General features: G+C 64.5%; 13 protein-coding genes. 6 read left to right on the top strand and 7 right to left on the bottom strand.

The genetic code is table 11. The annotated features are described in order from the left end of the window. Positions 1-18: 18 nt before the first annotated feature. Positions 19-909 (bottom strand): LysR family transcriptional regulator, encoded by an 891-nt coding sequence (locus GJA_RS25155; RefSeq protein ID WP_038497851.1) that lies wholly within the window; start codon positions 907-909, stop codon positions 19-21. A 124-nt stretch (positions 910-1,033) separates the two neighbouring features. On the opposite strand from GJA_RS25155, the gene GJA_RS25150 reads away from it, so the two are divergent. Further along, the gene (locus tag GJA_RS25150; protein ID WP_038497850.1) at positions 1,034-1,762 is read left to right on the top strand and encodes an SDR family oxidoreductase; all 729 of its coding nucleotides are present in this window, start codon (positions 1,034-1,036) and stop codon (positions 1,760-1,762) included. Here GJA_RS25150 and GJA_RS25145 read toward each other — a convergent pair. After that, positions 1,759-2,649: a LysR family transcriptional regulator gene (locus GJA_RS25145; RefSeq protein ID WP_038501117.1), complete on the bottom strand. Its 891-nt coding sequence runs from the start codon at positions 2,647-2,649 to the stop codon at positions 1,759-1,761. The two genes, GJA_RS25150 and GJA_RS25145, sit on opposite strands and share 4 nt — an antisense overlap. 107 nt (positions 2,650-2,756) lie before the next feature. On the opposite strand from GJA_RS25145, the gene GJA_RS25140 reads away from it, so the two are divergent. Further along, a complete protein-coding gene (locus GJA_RS25140) occupies positions 2,757-3,998 on the top strand; it encodes an MFS transporter (protein WP_038497847.1) in 1,242 nt (413 codons plus the stop codon). Between the two features lie 76 nt (positions 3,999-4,074). Here the strand turns inward: GJA_RS25140 and GJA_RS25135 are convergent, their stop codons facing one another. After that, the gene (locus GJA_RS25135; protein WP_038497844.1) at positions 4,075-6,951 is read right to left on the bottom strand and encodes a TonB-dependent receptor domain-containing protein; all 2,877 of its coding nucleotides are present in this window, start codon (positions 6,949-6,951) and stop codon (positions 4,075-4,077) included. A gap of 300 nt (positions 6,952-7,251) precedes the next feature. Here GJA_RS25135 and GJA_RS28560 point away from each other — a divergent pair, with 300 nt between their 5' ends. Together GJA_RS28560 and GJA_RS27925 are read left to right on the top strand one after the other, a co-directional pair. After that, on the top strand, positions 7,252-7,383 hold the full coding sequence (locus tag GJA_RS28560; protein WP_277914412.1) for a hypothetical protein: 132 nt from the start codon (positions 7,252-7,254) through the stop codon (positions 7,381-7,383). Further along, positions 7,362-7,523 (top strand): hypothetical protein, encoded by a 162-nt coding sequence (locus GJA_RS27925; protein WP_156484101.1) that lies wholly within the window; start codon positions 7,362-7,364, stop codon positions 7,521-7,523. The genes GJA_RS28560 and GJA_RS27925 overlap by 22 nt, the downstream gene beginning before the upstream one ends. On the opposite strand, the gene GJA_RS25125 is transcribed toward GJA_RS27925, so the two are convergent. Then, positions 7,489-8,370 (bottom strand): LysR substrate-binding domain-containing protein, encoded by an 882-nt coding sequence (locus tag GJA_RS25125; RefSeq protein ID WP_038497842.1) that lies wholly within the window; start codon positions 8,368-8,370, stop codon positions 7,489-7,491. The genes GJA_RS27925 and GJA_RS25125 overlap by 35 nt on opposite strands. A gap of 112 nt (positions 8,371-8,482) precedes the next feature. On the opposite strand from GJA_RS25125, the gene GJA_RS25120 reads away from it, so the two are divergent. Both GJA_RS25120 and GJA_RS25115 read left to right on the top strand, forming a co-directional pair. Then, entirely contained in the window at positions 8,483-9,208 is a 726-nt protein-coding gene (locus GJA_RS25120) for a haloacid dehalogenase type II (RefSeq protein ID WP_038497839.1), read from the top strand. Positions 9,209-9,232: 24 nt separating this feature from the next. After that, positions 9,233-10,021, top strand: coding sequence for an aldolase (locus GJA_RS25115; RefSeq protein ID WP_038497836.1), 789 nt, complete (start codon positions 9,233-9,235; stop codon positions 10,019-10,021). A 6-nt stretch (positions 10,022-10,027) separates the two neighbouring features. Here the strand turns inward: GJA_RS25115 and GJA_RS25110 are convergent, their stop codons facing one another. The 3 genes from GJA_RS25110 to GJA_RS25100 are packed head-to-tail and all read right to left on the bottom strand — an operon-like array spanning position 10,028 to position 15,556. After that, on the bottom strand, positions 10,028-11,194 hold the full coding sequence (locus tag GJA_RS25110) for an iron-containing alcohol dehydrogenase (protein WP_242404627.1): 1,167 nt from the start codon (positions 11,192-11,194) through the stop codon (positions 10,028-10,030). Then, entirely contained in the window at positions 11,187-14,381 is a 3,195-nt protein-coding gene (locus GJA_RS25105; RefSeq protein ID WP_051781316.1) for an efflux RND transporter permease subunit, read from the bottom strand. Before GJA_RS25105 ends, GJA_RS25110 begins: the two co-directional genes overlap by 8 nt. Further along, complete coding sequence (locus GJA_RS25100) at positions 14,378-15,556, bottom strand: efflux RND transporter periplasmic adaptor subunit (protein ID WP_051781315.1); 1,179 nt, start codon at positions 15,554-15,556, stop codon at positions 14,378-14,380. Before GJA_RS25100 ends, GJA_RS25105 begins: the two co-directional genes overlap by 4 nt. Between the last annotated feature and the right edge of the window lie 92 nt (positions 15,557-15,648).

The raw sequence follows: 15,648 nt of genomic DNA, 5'->3' as shown, positions 1-15,648 counted from the left end.
GACGGTTCAACCAGGGATTCAACCGCATTGCGCCAGCGCGGCGCCCAGTGCATCGAACACCAGCCGCAAGCGGGCCGACATCGGGCCGCGCTGCGGCCGGTAGATATACATATCCCATGGCGCCGGATCGAGCGCCTGCATCACCGCCACCAGCCGGCCGGCGGCAATGTGCTGGTCGGCCAGGAAACTGGGCGCCTGGCCGAACGCCATTCCCGCCAACACCGCCATCAATTCCGCCTCGGCGTCGTCGCAGACGAAGCGCGCGCCGTCCGGGAAGGCATGCTGGCCGCCGGCAAATATCCATGGCCACGGCCGGCCGGTATTGCTGTCGTACATGGCGGCGGTCGGCACCCGGTCCAGGTCGGTGCAAGTGACCGGCACACCGTGCCGGGCGATGCAGTCCGGCGTGGCCACCACCCGCAATTGCATCTTGGCGGCCAGCCGCACCACGAAGCGGTTGTCGCGCAGCGGACCGATGCGGATGCCGATATCGATCTTGTCGTTGACCACGTCGGCCCGCTCATCGCTGAGACGCAAGTCGAAATTGATTTTCGTATACCTCGCGGCAATGCTGGTCAGCACCGGCAAGATCACCGCCTTGGCCAGCGACGCCGGCGCGGCGATGCGCACCAGTCCGGCCAGTTCGTCATCGTCGACATGCGGCTCGAACAAGGCGTCGAGCTGTTGCACCGCGCTACGCGCGCGCTCGGCCAGCGCTTCGCCGAACGCGGTGATTTGTACTTGCCGGGTATTGCGGTGAAACAGCAATTCTCCTTGCAACTGTTCCAGCTCCTGTACCGCGCGCGTCACCGCCTGCGGCGAAATGCCGAGCCGTATCGCAGCCTCCTTGAAGCTGCCGGTATCGGCCGCGCTGCAAAAAATGCGCAGCATTTCGAGCCGGTTCAACATGGGGTGATCCTTTCATGGTTCCTTATTCTGGAATTTTGAAATCATATCATTTCCATTGTTTGGCAGTTGGGGGCTCCCCGATACTGACTGAAACGCATTACTTCACTGTCAGACCAGGAATCCCATGCAACATCCTATCCAGAATAAAGTCGTCGTCATCACCGGCGCCAGCAGCGGCATCGGCGCAGCCACCGCGCGCCACCTGGCGTCATTCGGCGCAGCGGTGGTGCTGGGTGCGCGCCGGCTCGACCGGCTCAATACCATCGCCGGGGAGATCCGCGCCGCCGGTGGCAAAGCGGCGGTCGCCGTCACCGACGTCCGCAAATTGAGCGATGTCAGTAAGCTCGTCGACTGCGCCGTCGCTACCTTCGGCCGGGTCGACGTGATGGTGAATAATGCCGGCCTGAGGGCGATCGCGCCGCTCAGCGAAGGTAAGGTCGACGAATGGGAAGCGATGATCGACATCAATATCAAAGGTCTGCTCTACGGCATCAACGCCGCCTTGCCCGTGTTTCAGGAACAAGGCAGCGGCCACTTCATCAATATTTGCTCGATCGCCGGCCACAAGGTATTCAGCCCCGGCGGCACGGTCTACAGCGGCACCAAGTTCGCGGTGCGCGCGATTTCGGAAGGCTTGCGTTATGAAGTGGGCAATACGATCCGCACCACCATGATTTCGCCAGGCGCCGTGGATACCGAACTCAGGTATGGCAGCAGCCAGTCGCTGGATGCGTTTTACGACATCGCCATGCCGGCCGAGGCGATGGCGCGCGCGGTGGCCTATGCGATCGAACAGCCGGGCGGCGTCGATATCAATGAAATCATGCTGCGCCCGACGCCGCAAGCGTTTTAAATCGGGCGCCCCGGCGACAGCGACGCCAGTATCAGCGCCGCCAGCCGCTCGACCGGCGGCGCGGCGGCCGCACTGGAACCCAGCAGCGACAGCGGCAGCGATGGCAGCGCCGGCAAACCGCAAGCGGCGCCATCGAGCGCGCGCACGCTTGCCGGCAAGCCATAACAAGTGCGCACCGTCAAGCCCAGGCCGGCCGCCGCCGCCGCCCACAAGCCCGCCAGGCTGGGGCTGGTAAACGCGATCCGCCACGCGATGCCGGCCCGCTCCAGCGCCTCGGTGGCGGCGCGCAGGAATTGGCATTCGCGGTCGAAAGCGACCAGCGGCAACACTTCACCCGGCACAACAGTCCACGGCGCCGCGCCGGACCCGATCCAGCGCATCGCCGGCTGCGCGATGGTCTGGCCGGACGGATATTGTTCGCGCAGCGCGGCGCCGCCCCACACCAGCGCCAAATCCAGCTGGCCATGGTCCAGCCCCGCCAACAGGGCCGAATTGCGCGCCACATGCGCTTCGATGCGCACCTTCGGATGCGCCCGCGCAAATTGCCCCAGCACGTCGGGCAACATGGCTTCGCCGAAATCTTCCTGCAAACCCAGCCGCACCCAGCCTTCCAGCTCGATGCCGCGCAAGGCCAGCGCCGCTTCATCGTTCAAGTCGACCAGCCGGCGCGCATAGGCCAGCAGCAAGTGGCCGGCGTCGGTCAGCGCCAGGCCGCGTCCCGCCTTGCGAAACAGCGGCACGCCGGCCTGTTCTTCGAGTTTCTTGATTTGCGCGCTGACCGCCGACGTCGAGCGTCCGACCTGCTCGGCGGCCTGGGCGAAGCTGCCCAGCTCGACGCCGGCGACAAAGCTGCGCAAGAAGGCCACGTCGAAATTCATCTGCATCATGGTCATCGTCCTGTTTTATCGAATGATCGCTACAATATTTTCCGATATTCAGAATGATCCTACTGGGTAACACTAGCCGGGTCAATCACTTCCCCCAAGTTTTCATCATGCACCAGAGCATTACCGTTATTCCCGTCCCGGCCATGCCGGCCGCCGCGCATCGCTGGAAAGTACTGGGCGTCGGGGTCGCCGCCAACGCCAGTTTTTCCGCCGCCGCGGCCGGCATTCCAACCACCGCCATCTGGCTGCGTTCCGGCTATCACCTCGACAATGCCGGACTCGGCCTGGCACTGGGCGCGATGGGCATCGGCGTCGCCCTGTCAGAGCTGCCGTGGGGCATGGCCAGCGACCGCTGGGGCGACCGCCCGGTCTTGCTTGGCGGCTTGCTGTCGACCGCCGCGACCTTGCTGATGATGGCCTTGTGGCTGGCGCCGCCGGCCACCTCGCTGGCCGCGCTGGGGCTGGCCATGGCGCTGCTCGGCTTGCTGGGCGGCAGCGTCAATGGATCGAGCGGACGCGCCGTGATGCGCTGGTTCGGTCCGTCCGAACAGGGTTTCGCGATGAGCATCCGGCAAACCGCCGTGCCGCTCGGCGGCGGCCTGGGCGCGTTAATGCTGCCATGGCTGGCGGCCCACCACGGTTTTGCGTGGGTCTATGCGCTGCTGGCGCTGATGTGCGGACTGTCGGCCTGCTTCGCCTGGCTGTGGCTGCATGAACCAGCGGATGTCACGCCGGCGGCCGGCGCGCAAGCCGGCCAGCCGCCCACCCCGGCCGTCTCGCCGCTGCGCAACCGCGGCGTGTGGCGGGTGGTGCTGGGCATCGGCCTGCTGTGCGCACCGCAATCTGCGGTGTTGTCGTTCGGCAGCGTGTTCTTGCACGACCATTTGCACCTGGGCATAGCCGGCATCAGCGGCACCATGGTGGCGCTGCAACTGGGCGCGATGGTGATGCGGGTCTGGAGCGGACGCCATACCGACCGCCACGCCAACCGGCCGGCCTATCTGCGCGTGTCGGTGCTGGTGGCGGTGCTGTCGTTCGTGCTGCTGGCGCTGGCCGTGGCCGGCGGCGCCGCGCCGCCACGGCTGTTGATCGCGCTGTTCGTGCTGGCCGGAATCTGCGTGTCGGCATGGCACGGCGTGGCGTACACCGAACTGGCGACGCTGGCCGGCAGCAATAGCGCGGGCACGGCCTTGGGCATGGCCAACACGGCGGTGTATCTGTGCTTCTTCCTGACGCCGCTGCTGGTACCGCATTTGCTGGCGGCGACTTCATGGGGCGCCGTCTGGCTGGCCGCCGGCTTGCTGGCGCTGCTGGCCCGGCCCTTGTTTCCGCGACCTGGTAAACAATAAAGGCATATAAAAAAAGCCATCCGGATGAAAGATATCCGGATGGCTTTTGCTCAGCCCAAGTCAAGCTGATGGCGAATTACATGAATTTGTAGTTTGCACTAACGCGGAAGTAACGGCCTTGTGCGTTATGCAATTGGCTGTTGAAACCTTCGATAGGATAACGCGGATCGTAAGGTGCTTTGGTGTCGAGCACGTTACGGATGTTAAACGACATGGTCAGGTTCTTGATGCCGGTGTAGGCATAGTTCATGCCCAGCGTGGTCCAGCTCTTCACATCGCAGTTGCTGATGTAGTTGGAGAACTTCGGCATACCGCCCAAGCTAGGGGAACCGGCTGGCTGGCCCGCGCCGTAGTGGCAGAAAGCGACTGGATACGTCACCGTGTTGTCGCTACGGCGCAGCAGCGAGACCGGGCCGACATAGTCGATCGAGCCGGTCAGCGCATGGTCGCCACGGGTCCAGGTGGTCGAGATATTGCCGCGGTTCTTGGGATTGTCGCCCACCGAGGTGGACCAGTCGGACAGGCCGCCGTTGTAACCGGCGGTATTGGCCGCGACAGCGCCCGGACGTTCGGCGCGGCGGAATTCCATCAGGTAGCTCCAGTTCAGCCTGGTGCTCAGCTTGCCGTATTCGCCCAGTGAATTACGCATCGCAACTTCGAAATCGACGCCGCTGACCTGGGTGCTGCCCTGGTTGACGTAGGTGCGGTTCACTTGTTGCAGCGGGCCCGAGTTCGGGATCGGATTGCCATTCTTGTCGGTCACGAAACCGCCAGGGCTGGTGTCGCGCACCACGCGGCCAGGGAACAGGTCGGCATGGTCGATCACGAACTGGGCGCCCAGCAAGGCGGTCTCGTCGACTTTCTTGATGCGGTAGTAATCGATCAGCACGTCGATGTTGGTCGCGGGGGCCAGGATCAGGCCGAGCGACATGCTCTTCGATTTCTCAGGCGTCAAGTCCGGGTTGGCCGAAGACAAGCCGGAAATACTCTTGCCGGAGCAATCCACTTTTTCGGCGCCTGGCAAGGGATTCACGCCATCCGGGCAACGGATCGGGTCTTTTACGGTCGAGAACGATTGCACGCCGCCTGGCGAAATCTGGGTCAGCGCAGGTGCGCGAAAACCTTCGGCCCAGGTGCCACGCACGGCGATCTTGTCGGTCGCGGTCCACTTGGCGCCCACTTTCGGCACGAAGTTAATTTTCATGCCCTGGTATTTATCGTAACGGCCGGCAAAATCCATTTCAAAGTTTTTCGCGAAGGGCGTACGCAATTCGACAAAGGCCGAGCTGACATTGCGCTGGCCATCGGCCAGCGAGTTGGCCAGGCCGACGATCTTGCCATCCTGGGTGGCCTGGTCCGGGGTCAGGCCGATTTTCTCTTGACGCAATTCGGTACCGAACGCCAGGCCGGCCTGGCCACCGGCCAGCTGGCCGAAAGCCGTCGATGCCTTGGCGTCGATTTGCGTCGTTTGCGAAAAACCTTGGTTGGTCGCGTTGTAGGTCGCGCCCGGATCGGCCGCGGTTTCGGCCAGCGTGCGGTTCTCGGTCATGATGCGTTGCAGCGTCGGTTTGTACAGCAAGCCGTTGTAATGCTCGGTACGCTCGTTACGGTTCCACAAGACCGCGGTTTCCCAGTCGAACGCGCCGCTGCTGCCTTTCAAGCCGGCCACCAGACGGTAGGATTGGTTCAAGTTGTCGTTGCCCGCGGCGCCAGGCAAGCGGTAACCGACCGCCGAGCGCGACGGGGCATAACCGTTGGCGGCGGTGAAGGGATTGTCCGGATGGCCGATCGGCAAGATGATCTGGAATTGCTGCGGCAAGCCACTCAAGCTGTAGGCGGTGGACGAGGAGGTGCTGCGGAACGTGCGCGGGGCACCGGTATAAGTGCGCTCGGAACGGCTGTACGAGGCCTCGGTGAAGGCGGTGACGTTGGGCGTCAGGTCGAAGGTAACGCGCGACAGCAGGTTGGCGTCCTTGCCGGCGCCTTGCGCTTCGGCGTAATCGTCGATGTCGTAGTTGCAGAAGGTGCGGCCGATCAATGGATCGGTGGCCGTCAGGTTGTGCGCCGCCGCGTTGCCGACCAGCCGCTGCGATGGATCGCAATTGCTGCGGTTGATGATGTCCTTGCCCTGGCTCAGCGAGGTGGCGAAAGCGCCAGGCCGTACTTCGCGATAAAAGAACGGCTGGTTGCTCAAGCTGCTCGAATACGGATTCAGGCGGCCGTTGATGTCGGCGTACATGGCCGCTTCGATCCCCTTGACATCCTTGATCGCGGTACGGTCGCGCTTGGCTACGTCGAAGCTGATGAAACCGTTGTAGCCGTCTTGCGCCAGGTTGCCGAAACCAAAAATACCGCTGGCGTTCTTGCGGCCGAATGCATTGTCGCCATTGGCGCTGATGCTGGCGCTCATTTCCAGGCCGCGGTAATCGCTCTTGGTGATGAAATTGATCACGCCGGCGATCGCGTCGGAACCGTACACGGCCGAAGCGCCGTCCTTGAAGATTTCCACCCGTTCGATGGCCGACAGCGGGATCGCATTCAAGTCGTACACCGCCGACTTGCCCTGGTTCGGATCGGCATAGGCGGACGCGGCGATGCGGCGGCCGTTCAACAGGACCAGCGTCGAGGACGAACCGAGGCCGCGCAGCGACGCGGTGGCCGCACCGCGCGAAAAGCCGCCGTCGATCACGTCGACGCTGGCGCCGGAACCGAAGGCCGGGATCGAGTGCAGCAATTCGGCGACGGTGGTCGCGCCGGTGGTCGCGATGTCCCTGGCGCCGACGATTTGCACCGGCGAAGAGCCTTCCTTTTCAGCGCGCTTGATGTTGGAACCGGTGACAAAAACCTTGTGCACCGCCGGCTCCGCCGGACTAGCCTGGGCCATGACGACATGGGACGAACCCAGGGTCAGCGCGACGGCAACGACGCTGCGCTTGAATGCGATGTTCTTCACTCACTTCTCCATCTACAACATAATGTTTTGATAATGCCGAGAACGGAAATTATTGTGCAAAATCCTGGTTCCCTACCCGTGTGTCCGCTTTTTCGCGGCTATTCTCAAGAAGAAACAATGGGCTTGTCCTTGAGGGGGACAATCAAAACACTGTAGATGCCTATTTGTCAAATTTGTAAAAAATAATTACAGTTTTTTACATCAATGAATCTGTTGACTGTTGTAAAAATGCTGATAACTTTTTCGAAAAAGTAACACATGCGGTAGGCGCGCATATATAGAATTACCTTCCAAAAAAGCATGATTAGCGAATTCGGCCTGCGCCATATGGACTTCGCCAGCCAGCGCCAGCTGACCGGCTGGGACCGGCTGATCGCGTCGGGCAGGGCCACATCGCCGCCGATACACCGATGGACGCGGCCGCCGACCTGACCGGCATCTGGCATGGCTTTGCCAGCCTGGAAATCAATCTGCGGGCGCGCGCACCGATGTCGGCCGACGCAGTACGCCGCCGCGTCGAACGCGGCGTGGCGCTGTTCATGCGGCTGTATGCCGTGCCCGCGCCGCGATGACTTGGGTGATCGCCTGGCCCAGGTAATCGAGCAGCTTGCGCTGCGCCGCGCCCGGCGGCGCCGGCGCTTTCAGCAGCGCCAGCTCGGTCGGCGCCAGCTCGGGGAAACCGTCGGCCGCACCCAGCACCCGGTGGCCCGGCAGCAGGGCGCTGGCCGGCAAGACCGAGATCCCCAATCCCGCGGCGACGGCGGCCTGGATGCCCATCAGGCTGTGGCTGCCGAACGCGACCCGCCAGCGGCGGCCGGCCTTGTCCAGCGTGCGGATCGCGCGGGCGCGGTACACGCAGCCTTGCGGAAACAGCGCCAGCGGCACCGCGCCATCCGGCAATGCGGTGTGCGCGCCGGCGGCCCAGACCAGCGGCTCGGGCCAGTGCGCGACCGCGTCGCCGCTGCCCGGTTCGCGCTTGACCAGCGCGATATCGAGTTCGCCGTCCGTCATCTTGCGGCGCAAGTCGGTGCTCATGCCGCTGACGGTGGCCAGCCGCACGCCGGGCTCCAGCCGCATGAAGCCGGATAACAACTCTGAAATAGTGGCGGCGTCGAAATCTTCCGGTATCCCCAACCGCACCGGCATCAGCGGCAACTGGACCGACAGCGCTTCCTCGGCTTCCTGGGCCAGCGCCAGCAAGCTGCGCGCATACGCCACCAGCAATTCGCCATGTTCGGTCGGCGTCACATGGCTGCCGCTCTTGTCGCGCAGCAGCAAGGTGCGGCCGAGGTTTTGCTCCAGCTTGCGGATTTGCTGGCTGACGGTCGACTGGGTACGGTGCACCCGCTCGCCGGCGCGCGTAAAACTGCCTTCCTCGATCACGCACACCAGGGTGTTCAACAATTCCAGGTCCAGCATCGGCACGGTTCCATATTTAAAAATAGAATGACATACTCAGTTTAATTTAATTTCCAAATATGCTCAACTCATTATAGGATTGCCATATTCTCATGACTTTAAAGGCGCTCCGATGTCCCTGAACCCGACTCCCCGTCCCACCTGGCTCACCTTCGATTGCTACGGCACGCTGATACAATGGGACGAAGGCTTGCAGGCGGCGGTCAGCACTATCCTGCGCGGCAAGGACGTGCCGGCCGACGGCGACGTACAGGCGCAATTGATCGGCCTGTACGACGAACATGAACACGCGCTGGAAAAATCGGTGCCGCACCGCTCGTTCCGCTCGGTGGCCGGCCAGGGTTTGCAGATGGCCTTGAATGCATTGGGCTTGCCGAACGACGACAGCGATATCCGCACCCTGACCGACAATATCTCGGCGATGCCGCCGTTCCCGGAAGTGGTCGAGACGCTGCGCTTGCTGAAACAGGCCGGCTTCAAGCTGTGCATCATTTCGAATACCGACGACGACATCATCGCCGGCAACGTGGCGCAACTGGGCGGCCATATCGACCGTGTCATCAGCGCCCAGCAGGCGCAGGCATACAAACCGTCGCGGCGGATTTTCGAGCACGCCTGGTCCCGGCTGGGCGTCGGCAAGGACGAGGTGGTGCACATTTGCGCCAGCCCGCACCTGGACCACGCGGCGGCGCGCGAACTGGGTTTCCGCTGCGTGTGGATCGACCGCGGCACCGGCCGCCAGACGCTGCCGGACTACCGGCCCGACGCCACGCTGGCCACGCTGGACCAGGTGCCGCGGCTGTTCGCCACGCTGGGCTGGATGGCCCAGCCCGAATAAGCACCCGATTCGAGGAGAGCCGACATGGCGCACACCTACACCATCGATACCCCGGCATCGGCCATCCCGGCCCGGCGCCTGGACAGCGACGCGATCCAGCAAGCCCGCATCGAACTGGCGGCCTGCTTCCAGATGGCGGCGCGGCACGGTTATGCCGAAGGTATCTGCAACCACTTTTCGGCGCTGGTGCCGGGCCATCCCGACCTGTTCCTGGTCAATCCGTATGGCTACGCGTTCGAGGAACTCACCGCCAGCCAATTGCTGGTCTGCGATTTCGACGGCCATGTGCTGGCCGGCGAGGGCCGGCCGGAAGCGACCGCGTTTTATATCCACGCCCGGCTGCACCAGCTGAAACCGGCGGTCAACGCGGCGCTGCATACCCATATGCCGAACGCCACCGCGCTGAGCATGATCGAAGACGAGCCATTCTTATGGCTGGGCCAGACCGCGCTGAAGTTTTACGGTCGCATCGCGGTCGACCGCCAATACAACGGGCTGGCGCTGGACAATCGCGAGGGGGAACGCATCGCGCAGGCGCTGGGCGACGCCGATATCGTGTTCATGAAAAACCACGGCGTGATGGTGACCGGCCCCAGCATCGCCGAGGCGTGGGACGATTTATACTACCTGGAACGGGCCGCCGAAGTGCAGATCAGGGCCATGAGCACCGGCCGGGAGCTGGTGCGGATCGCCCCGGAAGTGGCGCTGCTGGCGCACCGCCAGATGCGCGCAGGCGACCCGGCCAGCGGCCGGGCGCATATGGACAGCCTGCTGCGCATCCTGCGCCGCGAACGGCCGCGCTTCGAAGAGTAGCAATTTTTACAGCGCGGCCTGCAGGATGGCCTGGCAATCGTCCAGGTGGATATCGCGCCGTTCTCCCAGCGCCGTCATGCCATGTTCTTCGAGTTTGGCGAGCAGCGCCGGAAACTGACTGCCATCGATGCCGTAACCGGAAAACCGGGTCGGCATTTGCATCTGCTCGAAGAAGGCCTCGGTGGCGCGGATGCCCGCTTCGACCCGCTCCTCTTCGCTGCCGCCGGTGATGCCCCACACGCGCTCGGCGTATTGCAGCAGCTTGGCGTGCTTGGCATGGCGCTTGTGGCGCAGCAGCGACGGCAGCACCACGGCCAGGCTTTGCGCATGGTCGATGCCGTGCATCGCGGTCAATTCATGGCCGATCATGTGGCTGGCCCAATCCTGCGGCACGCCGGCGCCGATGGTGCCGCCCAGCGCCATCGTGGCGGCCCACATCAGGTTGGCGCGCACCGCGTAATTGCGTGGCTCCGACAAGGCGCGCGGGCCGTCTTCGATCAGCGTCAGCAGCAAGCCCTCGGCAAAGCGGTCCTGCACCTTGGCGCCGACCGGATAGGTCAGGTATTGCTCGGTGGTGTGGACAAACGCGTCGACCACGCCGTTCGACACCTGGCGCACCGGCAGCGAATAGGTGGTGGCCGGGTCGAGCACCGAAAAGCGCGGGATTACGTTGGGCGAATGGAAGTCCAGCTTGTCGCCGGTCGCACGGCGGCTGATCACCGCGCCCGCATTGAATTCCGAACCGGTGGCCGGCAGCGTCAGCACGCAGCCGAACGGCACCGCGTCGAACACCAGCCGTGTGCGGCTGGCCAGGATATCCCACGGCTCGCCGGCGTAGCGCAGCGCGCCGGCGATGAACTTGCTGCCGTCGACCACCGAACCGCCGCCGACGGCGAGGATGAAATCGATGTTTTCGGCGCGCGCCAATTCGACCGCCTGGATCAGCGTTTCATAGGCCGGATTCGGCTCGATGCCGCCGAACTCGACATAAAAACGGCCGGCCAGCGCCTTGTGCACCTGTTCCAGCACGCCGTTGCGCTGGATGCTGCCGCCGCCGTACGTGATCATCAAGCGGGCGCCGGCCGGGATCTCATCGGCGATGGCGGCGATCTGGCCTTCGCCGAACAGCAAACGGGTGGCGCGGTGATAGATAAAATTGTTCATGCTAGTCATGCTGAAGCTCCTTGATTGAAATTGCCGTGCTGGCCGCGCGGTCGCGCCGCAATGGCCGGTTGCCGCCGAGGGCGCGCAGCAGCACATAAAAAACCGGGGTGAAAAACAAGCCGAAAAAAGTCACGCCGAGCATGCCGGAAAATACCGTCACGCCCATCACATGGCGCACTTCCGAGCCGGCGCCGCTGGACTCGACCAGCGGCAGCACGCCCATGATGAAAGCGATCGACGTCATCAGGATCGGCCGCAGCCGCAGGCGGCACGACTCGAGCGCCGCCTGCCATGGCGTGCGGCCGCCGAATTCCAGTTCGCGGGCGAATTCGACGATCAGGATCGCGTTCTTGGCCGACAGCCCGACCAGCACCATCAGCCCGATCTGGGTGAACACGTTGTTGTCGCCGCGCGTCAACCACACCCCGGCCAGCGCCGACAGCAGCGCCATCGGCACGATCAGGATGATCGAGAACGGCAGCACCAGGCTTTCATACAGCGCCGCCAGCACCAGGAACACCAGCAGCACCGCCAGCGGGAACAGCAGCAAGGCGGAGTTGCCAGCCAAAATTTCCTGGTAAGTCAGGTCGGTCCATTCATAGCCGATGCCGGCCGGCAGGGTTTGCGCGGCGATGCGCTCCACCGCTTCGCGCGCCTGGCCGCTGGAGTAACCGGCCGCCGCCGCGCCGCTGATGTCGGCGCTCGGATAACCGTTGTAGCGGATCACCCGCTCCGGGCCGAAACCGGGATGCAGCGTCAGCAGCGCCGACAGCGGAATCATCGCGCCGCTGGATGAACGCACCTTCAGCGCGGCGACATCCTCGGCATGGCCGCGGAACGCCGCATCGGCCTGGGCGCGCACCGTGTAGGTGCGGCCGAAGCGCGTGAAGTCGTTGACATACAGGCTGCCCAGGTAAATCTGCAGGGTGCTGAAAATGTCGCTGACCGGCACGCCCAGCTGGCGCGCCTTGACCCGGTCCACTTCGGCGTGCAATTGCGGCACGTTGACCTGGAAGCTGGAATACATGCCGCTCAATTCCGGCGCCCTGGACGCGGCGGCGATAAAACTCTTCGCCGCCGCGTCCAGCGCCGGATAGCCCAGTGCGCCGCGGTCTTCCAGCTGCAGCCGGAAACCGCCGGTGGAACCCAGGCCGCGTACCGGCGGCGGGCTGAAAATCACCACCCGTGCTTCCGGTATCGCGGCGCTAAAACGGCGCGTCAGTTCGGCGCTGATGGCGCGCGCGCCATGCTGCTCGCCCTTGCGTTCGGCAAACGGCTTCAAGTTGATGAAGGCGATGCCGGCGTTGGAACTATTGGTAAAACCATTCACCGACATGCCGGGGTAGGCCAGCGACGCCAGCACGTCCGGGTGCCGCAAGGCGATGTCGCTGACCTTGCGCACCACTTTTTCGGTGCGGTCCAGCGTCGCGCCATCGGGCAATTGCACCACCGCCAGCACATAGGTGCGGTCTTGCGCCGGCACGAAGCCGGACGGCACGGTCTTGAACAGCAGCACCGTCACACCGGCCAGCACCAGGTACACCAGCAGCATCAGGCCCTTGCGGCCCAGCACCCGCACCACGCCGCCGCCATACGCTTGCGAACCGCGCTGGAACAGCCGGTTGAAGGCGCCGAAAAAGCGCCCGAACAGCCAGTCCATGGCCCGCGTCACACGGTCTTTCGGCGCGCCGTGCTCTTGCAGCAGCAAGGCCGCCAGCGCCGGCGACAGCGTCAGCGAATTGAAGGCGGAAATCACCGTCGAAATCGCGATCGTCAGCGCGAACTGGCGGTAGAACTGGCCGGTCAGGCCGCTGCTGAACGCCAGCGGCACGAACACCGCCGACAGCACCAGCGCGATGGCGATGATCGGCCCCGACACTTCGCGCATCGCCTGGTAGCTGGCGTCCCGCGGACTGAGGCCGGCGGCGATGTAGCGCTCGACGTTTTCGACCACCACGATGGCGTCGTCGACCACGATGCCGATCGCCAGCACCAGCCCGAACAGCGTCAGCGTATTGATCGAAAAACCGCAGGCCAGCATCACCGCGAACGTGCCGATCACCGACACCGGCACCGCCAGCAGCGGGATCAGCGAGGCGCGCCAGGTTTGCAGGAACAGGATCACCACCAGCACCACCAGCGCCACCGCTTCGAGCAGCGTCGAGATCACCGAACGGATCGACGTCGTGACGAACTGGGTCGGATCGAACACGATGCGGTAATCGACGCCGTCCGGCATGTCCTTCTTCAATTCCAGCATGGTCCGTCTTACCTGGTTGCCGATCTCGACCGTATTGGAGCCGGGCGCCTGCAACACGAACAGCGCCGCCGCCGGCTGATCGTCGAGCAGCGCGCGGGCCGCATATTCGGCGCTGCCCAGTTCGATGCGCGAGACGTCGCGCAAGGTCGTCACGGCGCCGTCCGGCCCGGTGCGCACGACGATATTGCCGAACTGTTCCTCATCTTCCAGGCGACCCTGGATGCTGATCGACATTTGCGTATTCACGTCGCTGCCGCTCGGCGCACCGCCGATGATGCCGGCCGCCGCCGACACGTTTTCCTGGCGCACCGCCGCCACCACGTCGCTGGCGGCCAGGCCCCGCTCGGCCAGCTTTTGCGGGTCCAGCCACAACCGCATCGCATATTCGCCGCCGCCGCGCACCTGCACATTGCCGACCCCGTTCAGCCGGGCCAGGCGGTCGCGCACATGCAGCACCGCGTAATTGCTCAGGTAAGCCATGTCGTAGCGCCCGCCCGGCGAATACAGGTGCACCACCAGCGTCAGGTCGGGCGTGCTCTTGACGGTATTGACGCCGAGCCGCTGCACGTCTTGCGGCAGCCGCGATTCGGCTTGCGACACGCGGTTCTGCACCAGTTGCTGGGCCAGGTTGGGGTCCATGCCCAGCTTGAAGGTGACGGTCAGCGTCAGCAAGCCGTCGGTGGTGGCCTGGCTGCTCATGTACAGCATGTCTTCGACGCCGTTGATCGATTCTTCCAGCGGCATCGCCACCGTTTGCGCGATCACTTCCGGGCTGGCGCCGGGAAAGCGCGCGGTGACGATCACCGTCGGCGGCACCACTTCCGGATATTCCGACACCGGCAGCATCGGGATCGCCACCAGGCCGGCCACCAGGACCAGCGTCGACAGCACGCCGGCGAAGATCGGCCGGTCGATAAAATAGGACGAAATATTCATCGTGCCGCCACTGTCGCGCTCACTGCGGCAACCGGACTGACGATCGCGCCCGGCTTGACGCGTTCAAAGCCATCGACCACCACCCGTTCGCCGGCAACCAGGCCGGACCTGACGATGCGCATGCCGTCGGCCATGCCGCCGAGCGTGATGTCGCGGTGCGACGCCTTGTTTTGCGCATCCAGCACCATCACGTAGCGGCGGTCCTGGTCGGTGCCGATGGCGCGCTCGTCGATCAGCAGCACGCTGGCGCTGCTGGCCTGGCCCAGCCGCAGGCGCACGAACTGGCCCGGCATCAGGGCGCCGTCCGGATTCGGAAACACCGCGCGCACGCGGATCGTGCCGCTGCGCGCATCGACCTGGTTATCCACCAGTTGCAGATGGCCCTGGCGGGTTTGCAGGCCGCTCCCGTTATCGATTTCCATTTGCACCGGCACCGCCGCCACATTGCCTTGCGGCCCGATGCCGGCCAGCGCGCGTTGCACCACCTGCTCGCCGGCGTCGAAACTGGCGTACACCGGATCGACCGACACCAGCGTGGTCAGCACCGGGCTGTCGGGGCCGGCGTCCACCAGGTTGCCGGGCGTGACTTCGCGCCGGCCGACCCGGCCCGCCACCGGCGCGCGGATGCTGGCGTGCTCCAAATCCAGCGACGCGCGCTGCAACGCGGCGCGGGCGGCGGCCAGGCTGGCGTCGGCTTCGCGCGCGGCGCGTTCGCTTTCATCGACGTCGCGCCGGGCGATCGCCTGCGACGACCACAGCAAACGCGAGCGCTCCAGCTCGGTATGCGCATGGCTGGCGTTCGATTCGGCGGCGCCGGCTTGCGCCTTCAGGCGCGCCACCTCGGCGGCGTACGGCGCCGGGTCGATGCTGACCAGCAGCTCGCCCTGCCGCACCCACTTGCCTTCATTAAAATGGATCGCCGCGATGGCGCCGGCCACGCGCGAACGCAGCTCGACCCGCTCGACCGCTTCCAGCCGGCCGGAAAAGGCGTCCCAGATGCGCGCATCGCGCAAGGCCACGGTGGCGGCGCCGACCTTCATCGGCGCCGCCGCTGGAGCGATAAGCGGCGCCGCCGCCTGCAGGCGCTTGCCGATCGCGACCGCCAGCATGGCCAGCAGCAGCACCGCGATCATCAGCCACGGATTGCGCAGCCAGCCTATGCTTGGTTTCTTCATCAACGGTCCCGGTATGGTGTCCTGCGCAAAAGGCGTCGGACGTGGACGTTAATGTACGATGTCGCAATTAATGTGATAATACCAATAATTTG

It is taken from the genome of Janthinobacterium agaricidamnosum NBRC 102515 = DSM 9628, from assembly GCF_000723165.1.
Lineage (GTDB): Bacteria > Pseudomonadota > Gammaproteobacteria > Burkholderiales > Burkholderiaceae_D > Janthinobacterium > Janthinobacterium agaricidamnosum.
Note: the sequence above shows the minus strand (reverse complement) of the source record. Positions and strands in the feature narration are given on the sequence as shown.